Below are 12,971 nucleotides of genomic sequence, written 5' to 3' on the forward strand. Positions count from 1 at the left end.
GCCTCAGGTCGGAGTCATGCCCACGAGGATCAGGATTGCGCAGGTTGTCGCGACGATCGACCCAAGCAGGCCCGGGTTCAAGCGCGGCAGAGCGACCTGGTCCCGGTAGTAGCGGTCTTCGGCCTTGGCGGCCATCGGCACCGGATGGCCCTTCGAACGAATGTTCGTGGCGACAAGACTGTAGATATCCATGGCTTCCTCCTGTGCTGGCGCTTTCATCACAGGCATCGTGGCATGGTGGGGCACTCTCAGCTGTCATGCGCGCGAGCGACAGCGGACCAGTTTCTACCGGGATGGAGACACGAGCGCTCACCTTCACCGGGTGGGCATGCCCAGCGAGCGGCTTGCCCCACACGGTCCACAAGGCTCTCCAACGCGAGGTCCTGATGCGGTAGTTCAGCAAACCGCTGGAACTCGGGCTGGACGATTCGCGAGGAATTTTCTGGACTGCCGAAAAAACCTCTGTGACAGCCGCCGCTCGCTTGAGCGGGATGCGGCTTGCGTATCCAATAGCCGTCGCCTGCTTTGCGCAGACCGGCGGAGGATTCTATGTACAAGCTCTACACACGCCCCGGCAGCGGCGGCTTTGTCGTCGAGGCAGCGCTGGCTCTAGCCGGCGCTCCGTTCGACCAGATCGACGTGCCGAAGAAGGACCCGCCCGATCCGGCCTTTCTCGACATCAGCCCTCTGAACCAGGTTCCGGTGCTGACCTTGCCGGATGGCAGCTCGATCACCGAATCGGCGGCGATCTGCATCCTGCTCGCCGAACGCCACCCGGAGGCGGGCCTAGCACCGGCAGCCGGTTCGCCTGCCCGCGCCGACTTTCTGCGCAGGATGGCGTTCATGTCGTCGGCCCTCTATCCGGCGATCCTGCGGTTCTACTACGCCCATCGCTACACCGCCGACGCCGAGGGGGTGAAAGCAGTGAAGCAGGCAGCGGTCGCCGAGATGGATCGCGGCTTTGCTATCCTCGACAAGGCCCTCGCCGGCCGTGACTGGCTGGTTGGCGAGCGGCTGTCGGTGGCCGATATCTATCTCATCATGCTGGTGGCCTGGCATCCCGATGTCGAGAAGGCTCACGTCGCCTGGCCTGATATGGAGCGGCTGTGGGCCAGATTGCGCGATCATGAGCTGATGCAGAAGCTTAACGTTGCACATGACATGTGGCCGACCTGACCAACGCGCGAACGGCTCAGCCCTTCGTCGCGCCATCGCCGAGTTCCGCGCGCCGTTGTTGCAGGAAGCGGCGCACGGCCGGGTCGCGTTCCAGGCCGATCGCTTGGTCGTAGGCCTGTGCGGCTTGCGTGGTCTGGCCGAGCCTGGCCAGCAGGCCCGCACGCGCCGCCCAATAGGGCTGGTAGTCGGCAAGCCGCTTGTCGTCGCCCAGCCGCTTGTCGTCGCCCAGCACGTATAGTGCTGCCAATCCCGCTGCGGCACCATCGGCCTCGGCAATCGCCACGGCGCGGTTGATCGCCACCACTGGCGAACCGGCAATCGCCAGCAGGGCGTCGTAGAGCTGACGGATCGCCGCCCAGTCGGTGCGGCCGCTCCGACGCCGCGCCGTATGGGCGGATTGCACCGCCGCCTCGAGCTGGTAACGGCCGATCACCGCCTTGGCGGCAGCGCGGGAAAGCAGCGCTTCGGCCTCGTCGATCAGCGTGTCATCCCACAGCCCGATGTCCTGTTCGGCAAGCGGCACGAAATCCCCTTCGGGGCTGCGCCGCGCGGCGCGGCGGGCCTCGGCGAACAGCATCAGCGAAAGCAGGCCGAGCGCTTCGGGTTCCTCCGGCATCAGCGAGGCCACCAGCCGGCCGAGCCAGATGCCTTCGGTGGCGAGGTTGCGCCGCTGCGTCTCGGTGCCGGCCGGATCGGACCAGCCTTCCGCGAAGGCCGCATAGATGGCTTCCAATACCGCGTCGAGCCGCATGCCAAGCTCGGCCCGTTCGGGTACGCGAAAGGGAATGCCGGTCTCGCGGATGCGGCTCTTGGCGCGCACCAGGCGCTGGCTCATCGTTGCCGGCGAGACCAGAAATGCCGAGGCGATCGTCGCCGCATCGAAACCGAGAATGGTCTGCAGGATCAGCGGCGCGCGTACGCTCGATTCGATCGCCGGATGGGCGCAGGCAAACATCAGCCGCAGACGCTCGTCGGGCAGCTCCTCGTCAGTCATGTTCGCCTCCATTTCCTCGGCGACCAGCCTGAGATGGTCGCGGGCCGCCTCGCCGGTCAGCCGCCGCCGGATCGCGTCGACCCGGCGCCGTCGCGCCACCGCAAGCAGCCAGGCTTCCGGCCGGTCTGGAACGCCGGCCTTCGGCCAACGCTCCAGCGCCGCCGCGAAGGCATCGGCCAGCGCGTCCTCGGCGCCGGCGACATCGCGCGTGCGGGCGGCGAGCCAGGCGACCAGCTTGCCGTAGCTCTGCCGGGCGGCCGCTTCCGCCGCCGCCCGCGCGATCTCCAGGCCATTTTCCATCACATGGTCTGTTCCCAGATCGGCCGCAGCTCAACCGTGCCGGCGCTGGCGGCGGGGCAGCGTGCCGCCCAGGCGATAGCGGCATCGGCGTCCTCAGCCTCGATCATGTAGAAGCCGGCGAGCTGCTCCTTGGTGTCGGCATAGGGACCGTCGAGCACGTTGGTCTTGCCGTTGGCCATCCGCACCGAAGTGGCGGCCTGGGTCGGCTTCAGCCGGTCGCCGGCGAGCCAGGCGCCCGACTTCTTCAACGCCTCGGTATAGGCGCCATAGGCCGCGCTGATCTCGTAGGTCTTCTCGGTTGGCGCTGCCGCCATCGCGGCTTCGTTGACGTAGATCAAAAGCATGTATCGCATGGTCTTCTCCCGTTTTCTCGAAGGCCGCTTCGTTGCTGGCCGACCCTATGTCGCGTGGCCTCGCCCGATTTCGACAGGCGCCGCAAAAATCTTCGGATTCGTCACGGCGTTTCGATCATTTCTCAGGCAGGTACTCGGTCATTTCCCAGATCGGGCGCACCTCGACCGTGCCGGTGCTGGCTGCGGGACAGCGCCCAGCCCATTCGATGGCCGTGTCGATGTCGGTCGCCTCGATCATGTAGAAGCCGGCAAGTTGCTCCTTGGTGTCGGCATAGGGGCCATCGAGCACGTTGGTCTTGCCGTCAGCCATCCGCACCGAGGCGCCCGCCTGGGTCGGGCGCAGCCGGTCGCCGGACAGCCATGCGCCGGACTTCTTCAACGCTTCGGTATAGGCGCCATAGGCCGCGAGGATCTGCTCGGTCCTCTCACGCGGCGCATTCGCCATTGCGGCTTCGTCGTTGTAGATCAACAGCATGTAACGCATGGTCTTCTCCCGTTTTTTCGAATCGGCCGCTTCGTTGCGGGCCGGACCCTATGTCGCGCGGCCTCGCCCGATTTCGACAGGCGCCGGAAAATCTTTCGGCCTTGGTCGCATCATGCGCAAGCCGGCGCCCACCGCGACAGCACTCAACCGTTCGTCACAGACCATGATCCCAAAAAGTGGAAGCCGGTTTTTGGAAAAGATCATGGTCAGATAGAAGGCATGCAATTGCGGGTTGGCATTTGCCGTCTGCCGTCTAAACTCGCCCCGCTCATGCCGAGGAGGGCAGTGCGGCGCCGCTATTTCAGGGAGGAAATCACGATGCTTAATTTCAGGACGAAACTTGTTGCTGTCGGCGCAATGGCGCTGTCGCTTGGCCTTGGCGCGATGCCGGCCGGGGCGCAGGAATTCATCAACGTGCTGACCGGCGGCACCTCCGGCGTCTACTATCCGCTCGGCGTCGCGCTGTCGGAGATCTACGGCAAGGGCATAGAGGGCGCCCGCACCCAGGTGCAGGCGACGAAGGCCTCGGTCGAGAACCTCAATCTCTTGCAGCAGGGCAAGGGCGAGATCGCCTTCGCGCTCGGCGACTCCGTCAAGATGGCCGCCGAGGGCAACACCGAAGCCGGCTTCCCCGGCAAGCTCGACAAGCTGCGCGGCATCGCCGCCATCTACCCCAACTACATCCAGATTGTCGCCAGCCAGGAGTCCGGCATCAAGACGCTCGCCGATTTGAAGGGCAAGAGCCTGTCGGTCGGCGCACCGGCCTCCGGCACCGAGCTCAACGCCCGCGCCATCTTCGCCGCCGCCGGGCTGAAATATGAAGATCTCGGCCGCGTCGAGTATCTGGCCTTTGCCGAATCGGTCGAGCTGATCAAGAACCGCCAGCTCGACGCGACGCTGCAGTCGGCCGGGCTCGGCGTCGCCTCGATCCGCGACCTCGCCACCTCTGTGCCGATCAACGTCGTGGCCGTGCCGGCGGATGCCGTCGCCAAGATCGGCTCGCCCTATCTTTCGGTGGTTATCCCCAAGGGCACCTATGAAGGCCAGAGCGAGGATGTCGCCACCGCCGCCGTCGGCAATTTCCTCGTCACCCACGCCGACGTCTCCGACGAGACCGCCTATCAGATGACCAAGCTGATGTTCGAGCATCTCGACCAGCTTGCCGCCGCCCATGCCGCCGCCAAGGCGATCGATCCGGCCAAGGCGCTCGACGGCATGCCGGTGCCGCTGCATCCGGGTGCGGAGAAGTATTACAAGGAGAAAGGGCTCATCAAGTAAGCCGTCCCCCTCCCCGTTGAGGGGACGGTGGCCCGCAGTGCGGGGAGGGGTTCTCGGCGACACGCTCCACCTTTAGGCAAAGGTCGAGGCGGTTGAGGCTACCCCACCCGTCCATCCGCCTTCGGCGGCTGTCCACCCTCGCCTCAAAGGGGGAGGGGAGCGCCTCGCCAGGAGCCCGCCAATGACCGAAACGCCGACCGTCCTTTCTCCAACCGCCGAAGAGCCCATCGAAGGCCTGCCGCCGGGCTTTGGCGAAGGCATCGCCGGCAAGGCCGCCTTTCTCATCGCCATCGCCTTCTCTGCCTTCCAGATCTATGTCGCCGCCTATGGCAGCCTGCCCAGCCAGGTGGTGCGTGCGATGCATGTCGGCTTCCTGCTGCTGCTCGGCTTTGCCCTGATCGCCAATCTGCGCGCCAGCAGCCTGCCGGCGAAAGCGGCGTTCTGGGCGCTCGGCCTGCTCGGCTTCGGCACCGGGCTCTACAATTGGGTGTTCTATGCCGACCTCATACGCCGTCCCGGCTTCCTGACCACGCCGGACCTGATCGTCGGTTCGCTGCTGGTGGTGCTGGTCTTCGAGGCCGCCAGGCGGCTGATGGGACTGCCGCTTGCCGTCATCGCCTTCGTCTTCCTCGGCTATTGCTTCGTCGGCAATCATTTGCCGCCGCCCTTCATCCATCGCGGCTATGATTTCGCCCAGCTGGTCGACACCTTCGCCTTTGGCACCGAAGGCATATACGGCACGCCGGTCTATGTTTCGGCCGCCTATATCTTCATCTTCGTGGTCTTCGCCGCCTTTCTCGAACGCGCCGGCATGATCGCCCTGTTCAACGATTTCGCGCTGGGCCTGGTCGGCTCGTGGCGCGGCGGCCCGGCGCAGGTCTGCGTGCTGTCCTCGGCGCTGATGGGCACCATCTCCGGTTCCGGCGTCGCCAATGTCGTGGCCAGCGGCCAGTTCACCATCCCGCTGATGAAGCGCTTCGGCTTCCGCCCGGCCTTCGCCGGCGCCGTCGAGGCGACCTCCTCGATGGGCGGCCAGATCATGCCGCCGGTGATGGGCGCGGTCGCCTTCATCATGGCCGAGACGCTGAACATCCCCTATGCCGAGGTGGTCAAGGCGGCGATCATCCCGGCGCTGCTCTATTTCGGCGCCTGTTTCTGGCAGGTGCATCTGGAGGCCGGCAAGGCGAACCTGCACGGCATGGCCAAGGCCGACCTGCCAAACCCCTGGGACGCGGTGAAGAAACACTGGCCGCTGGTGCTGCCGCTCGCCGCGCTCGTCTATCTCCTGTTTGCCGGCTACACGCCGATCTTCGCCGGCACGATGGGCTTGGCGCTGACCATCGTGCTCATCCTCGGTACGCCCCTGGCGGCCCTGATCGGCCCGTTCGCCTTCCGCGTCGTCTTCTGGCTGGCGCTGGGGCTTGCCGCCGCCTCCTTCATGAGATTCGGCGTCAACATCCTCAGCCTCGTCATCGCCGCGCTCATCGCCGCCTGCTTCACCTTCAAGGGCGGCCGCGAGACACTTGTCATATGCATCGACTCGCTCGCCGAGGGCGCCAAGAATGCGCTGCCGGTCGGCATCGCCTGCGCCATTGTCGGCATCGTCATCGGCACGCTGACGCTCACCGGCATCGCCTCCACCTTCATCGGCTGGATCATTTCGATCGGCGAGAGCAACCTGTTCCTGTCGCTGGTGCTGACCATGCTCACCTGCCTGGTGCTGGGCATGGGCATCCCGACCATCCCCAACTACATCATCACCTCGTCGCTGGCCGGACCGGCGCTGTTGTCGCTCGGCGTGCCGCTGCTGGTCAGCCACATGTTCGTCTTCTATTTTGGCATCATGGCCGACCTCACCCCGCCCGTAGCGTTGGCCGCCTTCGCCGCCGCACCCATGGCCAAGGAGAGCGGCCTCAAGATCGGCGTCCAGGCGACCAAGCTAGCCATTGCCGGCTTCGTCGTGCCGTTCATGGCGGTCTACACGCCGGCGCTGATGCTGCAGGATGCCGGCCCGCTCGCCGCCCAGTTCGGCTATCCGGTCGAGGTCGCCTATGTCGTCGTCAAGGCCTGCATGGGCATCGTGCTCTGGGGTGCGGCCGCCGTCGGCTTCCTCGTCCGGCGCATGGCCTGGTGGGAACGCCTGGTCGCCTTTGCCGCCGGCGTGCTGCTGGTCGCGGCACTGCCGCTCACCGACGAAGCCGGCTGGACGCTTTCCCTGATCTGGATCGGCTGGCATGTCTGGCGCGCACGCCAGGCCTCCGGCACCGCATGAGCCTCTGCATCCTCGCCGCCGGCAAAACAGTGACGCTGGCCGTCACCGCCTTCACCCTGTCCTGGACGCACTCGGTGGAATGGACGCGCTGGCAGGAAGACTGGACGGTGACGCCCTCCGGCCTACAGATCGTCGAAGCACGCGTGAAAGGGTCCGGCGCCGGCATGGAGCCGCCCGAGGGCGCGGTGTTGCGGGATGGCTGGTGGTCCTACAGGCCCGGGATCGGGCTGCAGCCGCGCCTCGTGCTCGCCGCATCCGGCGCGACCGGCGAAGGCTGGACGCTGTGCACGGATCAGGGCTGCCGCGAACTGGGCAAGGCGGCTGGCGACACGATCGTGCTGGAATCGTGCGCCGGGCCATGATCCCGAACCGAAGGTCAGCGCAGCAAAAAGTGGAACCCGGTTTTTCGGCAAAGATCATGGTCAAACAAAAGGATAAAGCCCGATCCAACCCGATCCTGTCGGGATGGATCAGGCTTTGGGCTCAAGCCAGCCTCGATAGCGCACGATCAATCCGGTGAGCGGGTGCGAGATCTCGACATGGAAACGGAAGCGGCCATCCTCGACCGTCTCGTAGGAGGTCGAGCGCGGGCAGAGCCACATCGGGAACGGCAGGCCAAGAAGGCTCCAGCGGCGCAGCACCAACGACAACCGGTTCTCCTCGGCAACCAGCGCCATCGCAAAGCTCAGCGGCCCGAAGCGCTCGCACAGCAACCGCTCGGAGCGGCCACGCCCGGCGAACTGGCGGCTGGAAAAACTGTGCGTGCCGAAAGTCCGCGTCCAGGTCTCGCCGTTCGAATCTATTTCGAAACGGACCCGCACCGGGACATCGGCATTCGCTTTGGGAAATCCGACCAACCAGGCCGCTAGCCGGCTAAGGATATTTTGGCCTCGCTCGACACTGGCGCGCCCTTGCGCTTCTGTCGTGCAGTCATGCATGGCGCGGATCTGCAGGGGCAGGTCGTGCCAGGCGTCGCCGAGCAGGCCCGCATAAAGCGGCTTGCAGGCATCGGCGGTGTCGTCACTGAAACCGGTATGGATCGTCTTGCTGGCAAACAGCGCCTCGTAGTCGCCGAGTTCCAGATCGCGCACCGCCGCTCGCGCGCCCGGCGCCGGCACATGCCCGTCCAGCATCTTGCGCACCAGCGCCTCGACCGCCATCGACGGGATCAGCGGCCCATCATCGCCCTCCGCCAGCAGGTGCCAGGAGCGTTTCGCCGGCCGGCCAGTCTCGCCCACGCCTTCGACCGCAACGAACATGCCGCCGCGGTGCTCGCCCCAGCTGAGCCGGTTGCTCGCCCAATGCATCAGCGGCGCCAAAGGCGACAGCGAACGGACCAGTCCGGCGCGCACCAGCCAGGCAAGGCCGATCAAGGCACGGTGCAGCACCTCCGGCACCGGCCCCGCTCCCATCCAGACGGTCTTGGCCTGCGGCCAGAGATCGGCGAGCGCTCGCAGGTCCGGCACGTCGACCAGAGAGAACAGCGTGCTTTTCAGCGGCAGGCGGCCGGGCGGCGCGATCGTGGTGCGCATCTGTTCGGTGAGAGGGCGGCCCTGTTGCTGGCGACCGTCACGCACCAGTCCGACCGGCCGGCCGGCATAGCTGGCAATGGCACGGATGACGTTTTCGCCGACGCCGGCGAACGGCGACGGCGCGATGCCGCCGCGAATGGCCTCGACCTTTGTCATCGCGGACGACAGCCGGCGCACCACCGCCGCCGTCAGCACGGGGAAGCTCGACACGCCGGACAGCACGAAAAGCCCTTCCGCCTTCGCCGGGGCATCGAAGGCGGAAACGCCAACGACGAAATCCGAACCATCGGCGAGGTCGAGATAGTTGACGCGTGCCGCGATGCAGGCCTCGATCAGCCGGTAGCGACCCGCGCCGTAGGCCTGGAACGGTCCGCTGGCGTCGACCAGAACATCGGGCCGCAACGCGGCCAGCTGCGCGGCGAGATCGCCGTCGCGGTCGAATGCGGCCGGGACCAGCCGAGCCGCGGCGCCGGCGCGGCGTTTGCAATAGGCCCCCGCCTTGGCGGGCGAACGTCCGGCGATGATCAGCGTCAGGCGCGGCTCGCTGTCCAGCAATTCGACAATGCGGCCGCCGAAGGTTCCGTAACCGCCGACGATCAGAACCTTCATACGAATGCTCCTGGGTTCCGATGCCTAGCCAATCAGCCGCTCCCGCATCGCCGCTGACGGAATCTCGCAGCTGTCCCGTCTGCCGAACAGGGCATAGCGGTTCTTGGCGATGCGATCGTAGAGCCAATCGCGCAGCGGGCGTGGCAAAAGCAGCAGGAGCTTGGCCGCCCGCCACGGCCAGCCCAGTTCGGCCATCACGGCGACGAAACTATCGAGGCGGGTGAAGGCGGCACCGTCAATGAGGGCCAGATTGGTCTCGTAGCTGTCGGTCGGCAGGCCGTGCTTGCGAAACAGCGCTTCGCCAAACGGCGACTGCGCCGTGGCAAAGCGGAAGCGCTGCTTGCGGTCGAGCCGGATCACCATCCGGACAAAACCCGAGCAGAACACGCATACGCCGTCGAAGACGATCAGCGGATGGCTTGCGTCGAAGGGGTCAGGAAGAGGGGCTGGTTCAGGAAGGGAGGTTGGCTTGATGACGTCGGTCACGATTGCCTCGGCTGCTCATGTCCTTGGACACTAAGCCAGCCGATGGCTGCATCAAAGCCCTGGCGTTGTCGCACGCCGTCCGTCGGCCAGCGCGGGGCGCTCGGCGCGGTAGGTGGTTGCGCGATGATTGTCGGCCGGTTTGCAGATCCGGCTGTCATGACGGCTTTCGACGGTCATGATCAGTGCGCGCTGATGCCCAGCGAATTGCCGCGGCGTGCGCAGGCCGGGCCCGGGCCGCGCATGTAATAGCGCTCCGGCCGATAGGTCGGCGCGACGAACTCGCGGAGGGCGACGGCGTAGCCGGCGATGTGATTCCAGAACTTCATTTTCCCTGTCCCTGTCCCGATTTCGGATGTCCCTTCCGAATTGCCTGGGATGATAGCGTTGAGGCGTGAATAGTCGGTGAACGTGATGTTAATTTCTGGTCCGAAACGCCCTGGTTCGTGGCCGGAATGCGGCTGATTCGCGGTGTTTCCGTGCAGTCTGTCGGCATTTCGGCTTGTGTGACTTTTGCATCACATATGTTTCGCCTGGATGTCGCTTGGGCGCGGTTCTGTTTCAACGCTTGGCCCCCAGACGAAATTTCCGTGCGCGCGCCCAAAAAAGCTTCCAGCCTTGCCGCGCGTCCCGCCGGAACCGGAATGGGCCCTGTCCGTTCTCGGGTTAAGCCGTATCGCAGAGGGAGTTCGCCATGGCGCCGCGTCCCGCCTGGAAGGGTTATCTGAAGCTTTCGCTGGTCACCTGCGCATTATGCCGGCCGCGTCGGCACCGGCTTCTCCGGCAAGGTGGCCGCGGTTCTGAAGAAGCGGCTCGACGGCCTCAAGGCAAAAACCTCGCCTTTCTCCGCCGCCGTGCCGAAAGGCAAGGGACTGGTCTGGGTCGAGCCCGAACTCGTCGGCGAAGTGGAGTTCCGCAGTTGGACATCCGACCGTATAATCCACCACGCCTCGTTCCAGGGACTGCGTGAGGACAAGCCGGCGGAGGAAGTCGTGCAGGAAAAGCCGAAGCAAGCCACCGGCAAGGCCAGGAGCAACTCGAAGGCGGATGACGCCAAGGCGGCACCGAGGGCTGCTTCGGCCGGAACCGCGAAGACCTCGGTGAAGCTGTCGCACCCGGACAAGCTGCTGTGGCCCGACGAGAAGATTTCCAAGCAGGGTCTGCTCGATCACTACGCGCTGGTCTGGCCGCGCATGCAGCAGTTCGTCGTCAACCGGCCGCTCAGCCTGGTGCGGGCGCCGGACGGCATCGGTGGCCCGCGCTTCTTCCAGAAGCACGCTTCGGCCGGCATGCACGACAAGATCCTGAGGATGAAGGATCCGACGGACGGCGAGGAGATCCTGTCCATCCGGGATTTCGACGGCCTCGCCGCGCTGGTCCAATACGGCGTGGTCGAGGTCCACATCTGGGGCTGCGTCGTTGACGAGCTGGAGAAGCCCGACCAGATCATCTTCGATCTCGATCCCGACGAGGGCGTCGACGTCAAGGCGGTGCGCGAGGCAGCGCTCGACATCCGCGCCCGGCTGGACGAGCTGTCCTTGCCAAACTTCGTCAAGACATCCGGCGGCAAGGGCTATCATGTCGTCGTGCCACTGAAACCGTCGGCAGATTGGGAGGAGGCAAAGACCTTCGCCCATGATTTCGCCCGTGCGCTGGAACAGGCCGCACCCGACCGCTACACGGCGACGCTGTCGAAGAAGGCGCGCACGGGAAAAATCTTCGTCGACTATCTGCGCAACGGCCGCGGTTCGACAACGGTCGCGCCCTATTCGTCGCGGGCCAAGAAGGGAGCGACGGTGTCGATGCCGGTGACATGGCCGGAGATCGAGAAAGGGCTGGCGCCGAACGCTTTTGCCATCGGCGACAAGGCGACGCTGAAGCAATTGTCGAAGGCCGATCCGTGGAAGGATTTCTTCAAGCTGGGTAAGCCACTCAAGCGCGGCTAGATCTAGCCCGTCAGCCCAAAAACACCTTCTCGAACGCCTGCTTGCCCGTCGGTGAAAACACCACCGCCCGGCTGTCCTTTTCGCGTCGCGCCCATTTTTCGGCGAGGATCTTGTCGAGGATCGCTGCCCCCAGCGTGCCGGCGAGGTGCGAGCGCCGCACGCTCCAGTCGAGGCAGGCGCGGCAGATCGGCCGCCGCGCCTTGGTCTCGACGTCGATGCCGAGCGCGGCGAAATGCGAGGCGGCCGACGGCCCGAGGCGGATTTCCTTTTCTTCGCGAACCAGAACGTTCCTGTCGACGAGGCGATCGAGCATCGCCACGGCCTGCTCGCCGGCGAGATGGTCATAGCAGACGCGCGCCACGCGCATCGCCGCGTCGCGCGGACCCGGCCGCACCCGCTTTGGACCGACGGCTTCCGCGACGCCGGTGATCGCCTCGATCATGCCGGCCACTTGCGGGCCGGCGAGGCCGTAGTAGCGGTGCCGCCCCTGGCTCGCCAGCGTCAGCAAGCCGCCCTCCATCAGTTTCGACAGATGCGAAGAGGCGGTCGGCAGCGACACGCCGGCCTCCAGCGCCAGTTCGCTCGCCGTCAGCGCCGTGCCGCCCATCAGCGCAGAGAGCATGTTTGCCCGCGCCGGATCGCCGACCAGGCTGGCGATGCGGGCAATATCCGGTCCTTCACGCATAGTTCGTTCCTCATCGAAGCATTCTCGCGAGAATGCCACTATCCTGCGATCAGATCAAGGAGATGGCGATGAGCGCCACAACGCTCCTGACATCGAATTGCCTAGCATAGGCAAGCGCGCAATGTTTCGACCGTGCTCGAAGCGTCGCCGTAACAGACCCAAGCTGACGAGGAGACAAAAATGACCGTCACATGCTTCATCCGCTACGAGATCGATCCGTTCGGCAAGGCGGCATTCGAGGAGTATGCCCGCAACTGGGGTCAGGTCATCCCGCGCTGCGGCGCCGACCTGATCGGCTACTTCGCGCCGCATGAAGGCTCGGCCACCACCGCCTACGCCGCCTACAACATCGACAGCCTCGCGGCCTACGAAGCCTACCGCGCCAGGCTTGCCGCCGATCCTGCCGGCAAGGCAAACTACGAACTCGCCAGGCGGGAAAAATTCATCCTGAAGGAGGATCGCATGTTCCTGAAGCTCGCCTCCGGGCCGCACGCCAAATTGGTGCTGCCGTGATCGCCGTCATCTTCGAGGTCGAGCCGGCAGCGGGCCAGCGCGACGCCTATCTCGGCATCGCGGCCGAACTGCGCCCGCTGCTCGACGGCATCGACGGCTTCATCTCGATCGAGCGCTTCCAGAGCCTTGTCGATCCGAACCGCGTCCTGTCGCTGTCGTTCTGGCGCGACGAGGAGGCGGTCAAGGCCTGGCGCAACACGGAGGAGCACCGGCAGGCGCAGAAGGTCGGCCGCGGCGGAATCTTTGCCGGCTACCGTTTGCGGATTGCGCATGTCGTGCGTGACTATGGGCTGACTGAGAGGGCCGAGGCGCCTGCGGATAGCCGGGCGGTGAATGGCTGAAGGAT

General features: G+C 65.6%; 14 protein-coding genes and 1 pseudogene. 7 read left to right on the forward strand and 8 right to left on the reverse strand.

The genetic code is table 11. The features are described 5' to 3' along the window. Positions 1–3: 3 nt before the first annotated feature. A complete protein-coding gene (locus ACSQ3Z_RS03765; RefSeq protein WP_436170034.1) occupies positions 4–192 on the reverse strand; it encodes a hypothetical protein in 189 nt (62 codons plus the stop codon). A 357-nt stretch (positions 193–549) separates the two neighbouring features. Here ACSQ3Z_RS03765 and ACSQ3Z_RS03770 point away from each other — a divergent pair, with 357 nt between their 5' ends. Next, positions 550–1,176, forward strand: coding sequence for a glutathione S-transferase family protein (locus tag ACSQ3Z_RS03770; protein WP_436170035.1), 627 nt, complete (start codon positions 550–552; stop codon positions 1,174–1,176). Between the two features lie 16 nt (positions 1,177–1,192). Here ACSQ3Z_RS03770 and ACSQ3Z_RS03775 read toward each other — a convergent pair whose 3' ends face one another. The 3 genes from ACSQ3Z_RS03775 to ACSQ3Z_RS03785 all read right to left on the reverse strand — a co-directional run bounded on the left by ACSQ3Z_RS03775 (position 1,193) and on the right by ACSQ3Z_RS03785 (position 3,307). After that, positions 1,193–2,470, reverse strand: a complete 1,278-nt coding sequence (locus ACSQ3Z_RS03775) for an RNA polymerase sigma factor (protein WP_436170036.1) — start codon at positions 2,468–2,470, stop codon at positions 1,193–1,195. After that, the gene (locus ACSQ3Z_RS03780) at positions 2,470–2,823 is read right to left on the reverse strand and encodes a YciI family protein (protein WP_404282113.1); all 354 of its coding nucleotides are present in this window, start codon (positions 2,821–2,823) and stop codon (positions 2,470–2,472) included. Before ACSQ3Z_RS03780 ends, ACSQ3Z_RS03775 begins: the two co-directional genes overlap by 1 nt. A gap of 115 nt (positions 2,824–2,938) precedes the next feature. Next, positions 2,939–3,307 (reverse strand): YciI family protein, encoded by a 369-nt coding sequence (locus ACSQ3Z_RS03785; RefSeq protein ID WP_436170037.1) that lies wholly within the window; start codon positions 3,305–3,307, stop codon positions 2,939–2,941. A gap of 318 nt (positions 3,308–3,625) precedes the next feature. Here ACSQ3Z_RS03785 and ACSQ3Z_RS03790 point away from each other — a divergent pair, with 318 nt between their 5' ends. The 3 genes from ACSQ3Z_RS03790 (at position 3,626) to ACSQ3Z_RS03800 (ending at position 7,219) form a co-directional block, all read left to right on the forward strand. Further along, positions 3,626–4,585 (forward strand): TAXI family TRAP transporter solute-binding subunit, encoded by a 960-nt coding sequence (locus tag ACSQ3Z_RS03790; RefSeq protein ID WP_436170038.1) that lies wholly within the window; start codon positions 3,626–3,628, stop codon positions 4,583–4,585. Positions 4,586–4,766: 181 nt separating this feature from the next. Beyond that, the gene (locus tag ACSQ3Z_RS03795; RefSeq protein ID WP_436170039.1) at positions 4,767–6,857 is read left to right on the forward strand and encodes a TRAP transporter permease; all 2,091 of its coding nucleotides are present in this window, start codon (positions 4,767–4,769) and stop codon (positions 6,855–6,857) included. After that, complete coding sequence (locus tag ACSQ3Z_RS03800; protein WP_436170040.1) at positions 6,854–7,219, forward strand: DUF1850 domain-containing protein; 366 nt, start codon at positions 6,854–6,856, stop codon at positions 7,217–7,219. Before ACSQ3Z_RS03795 ends, ACSQ3Z_RS03800 begins: the two co-directional genes overlap by 4 nt. Before the next feature lie 108 nt (positions 7,220–7,327). On the opposite strand, the gene ACSQ3Z_RS03805 is transcribed toward ACSQ3Z_RS03800, so the two are convergent. The 3 genes from ACSQ3Z_RS03805 to ACSQ3Z_RS03815 all read right to left on the reverse strand — a co-directional run bounded on the left by ACSQ3Z_RS03805 (position 7,328) and on the right by ACSQ3Z_RS03815 (position 9,810). Next, entirely contained in the window at positions 7,328–8,998 is a 1,671-nt protein-coding gene (locus ACSQ3Z_RS03805) for a DUF4166 domain-containing protein (RefSeq protein ID WP_436170041.1), read from the reverse strand. 24 nt (positions 8,999–9,022) lie between these two features. Then, the gene (locus tag ACSQ3Z_RS03810) at positions 9,023–9,484 is read right to left on the reverse strand and encodes a thiol-disulfide oxidoreductase DCC family protein (RefSeq protein WP_436170042.1); all 462 of its coding nucleotides are present in this window, start codon (positions 9,482–9,484) and stop codon (positions 9,023–9,025) included. 179 nt (positions 9,485–9,663) lie between these two features. Then, positions 9,664–9,810: a hypothetical protein gene (locus ACSQ3Z_RS03815; protein ID WP_006200592.1), complete on the reverse strand. Its 147-nt coding sequence runs from the start codon at positions 9,808–9,810 to the stop codon at positions 9,664–9,666. Positions 9,811–10,230: 420 nt separating this feature from the next. On the opposite strand from ACSQ3Z_RS03815, the pseudogene ligD reads away from it, so the two are divergent. Next, a pseudogene (ligD, locus tag ACSQ3Z_RS03820) lies at positions 10,231–11,427 on the forward strand (DNA ligase D); the annotation flags it as partial. 10 nt (positions 11,428–11,437) lie between these two features. Here the strand turns inward: ligD and ACSQ3Z_RS03825 are convergent. After that, the gene (locus ACSQ3Z_RS03825; RefSeq protein ID WP_436170043.1) at positions 11,438–12,112 is read right to left on the reverse strand and encodes an ArsR/SmtB family transcription factor; all 675 of its coding nucleotides are present in this window, start codon (positions 12,110–12,112) and stop codon (positions 11,438–11,440) included. 180 nt (positions 12,113–12,292) lie between these two features. On the opposite strand from ACSQ3Z_RS03825, the gene ACSQ3Z_RS03830 reads away from it, so the two are divergent. Both ACSQ3Z_RS03830 and ACSQ3Z_RS03835 read left to right on the forward strand, forming a co-directional pair. Next, the gene (locus tag ACSQ3Z_RS03830; protein ID WP_436170044.1) at positions 12,293–12,625 is read left to right on the forward strand and encodes an NIPSNAP family protein; all 333 of its coding nucleotides are present in this window, start codon (positions 12,293–12,295) and stop codon (positions 12,623–12,625) included. Then, positions 12,622–12,966: an antibiotic biosynthesis monooxygenase family protein gene (locus tag ACSQ3Z_RS03835; protein ID WP_436170045.1), complete on the forward strand. Its 345-nt coding sequence runs from the start codon at positions 12,622–12,624 to the stop codon at positions 12,964–12,966. Before ACSQ3Z_RS03830 ends, ACSQ3Z_RS03835 begins: the two co-directional genes overlap by 4 nt. Positions 12,967–12,971: the final 5 nt, after the last annotated feature.

Source organism: Mesorhizobium sp. LjNodule214, assembly GCF_964252735.1.
Taxonomy (GTDB): Bacteria; Pseudomonadota; Alphaproteobacteria; order Rhizobiales; family Rhizobiaceae; genus Mesorhizobium.

Bases quoted from the DNA above. Each gene is read 5' to 3' on its own strand.
- ACSQ3Z_RS03805 (WP_436170041.1), bottom strand. From the start codon at position 8,998: ATGAAGGTTCTGATCGTCGGCGGTTACGGAACCTTCGGCGGCCGCATT.
- ACSQ3Z_RS03775 (WP_436170036.1), bottom strand. From the start codon at position 2,470: ATGGAAAATGGCCTGGAGATCGCGCGGGCGGCGGCGGAAGCGGCCGCC.
- ACSQ3Z_RS03815 (WP_006200592.1), bottom strand. From the start codon at position 9,810: ATGAAGTTCTGGAATCACATCGCCGGCTACGCCGTCGCCCTCCGCGAG.
- ACSQ3Z_RS03825 (WP_436170043.1), bottom strand. From the start codon at position 12,112: ATGCGTGAAGGACCGGATATTGCCCGCATCGCCAGCCTGGTCGGCGAT.
- ACSQ3Z_RS03770 (WP_436170035.1), top strand. From the start codon at position 550: ATGTACAAGCTCTACACACGCCCCGGCAGCGGCGGCTTTGTCGTCGAG.
- ACSQ3Z_RS03790 (WP_436170038.1), top strand. From the start codon at position 3,626: ATGCTTAATTTCAGGACGAAACTTGTTGCTGTCGGCGCAATGGCGCTG.
- ACSQ3Z_RS03780 (WP_404282113.1), bottom strand. From the start codon at position 2,823: ATGCGATACATGCTTTTGATCTACGTCAACGAAGCCGCGATGGCGGCA.
- ACSQ3Z_RS03830 (WP_436170044.1), top strand. From the start codon at position 12,293: ATGACCGTCACATGCTTCATCCGCTACGAGATCGATCCGTTCGGCAAG.
- ACSQ3Z_RS03785 (WP_436170037.1), bottom strand. From the start codon at position 3,307: ATGCGTTACATGCTGTTGATCTACAACGACGAAGCCGCAATGGCGAAT.
- ACSQ3Z_RS03795 (WP_436170039.1), top strand. From the start codon at position 4,767: ATGACCGAAACGCCGACCGTCCTTTCTCCAACCGCCGAAGAGCCCATC.
- ACSQ3Z_RS03765 (WP_436170034.1), bottom strand. From the start codon at position 192: ATGGATATCTACAGTCTTGTCGCCACGAACATTCGTTCGAAGGGCCAT.
- ACSQ3Z_RS03800 (WP_436170040.1), top strand. From the start codon at position 6,854: ATGAGCCTCTGCATCCTCGCCGCCGGCAAAACAGTGACGCTGGCCGTC.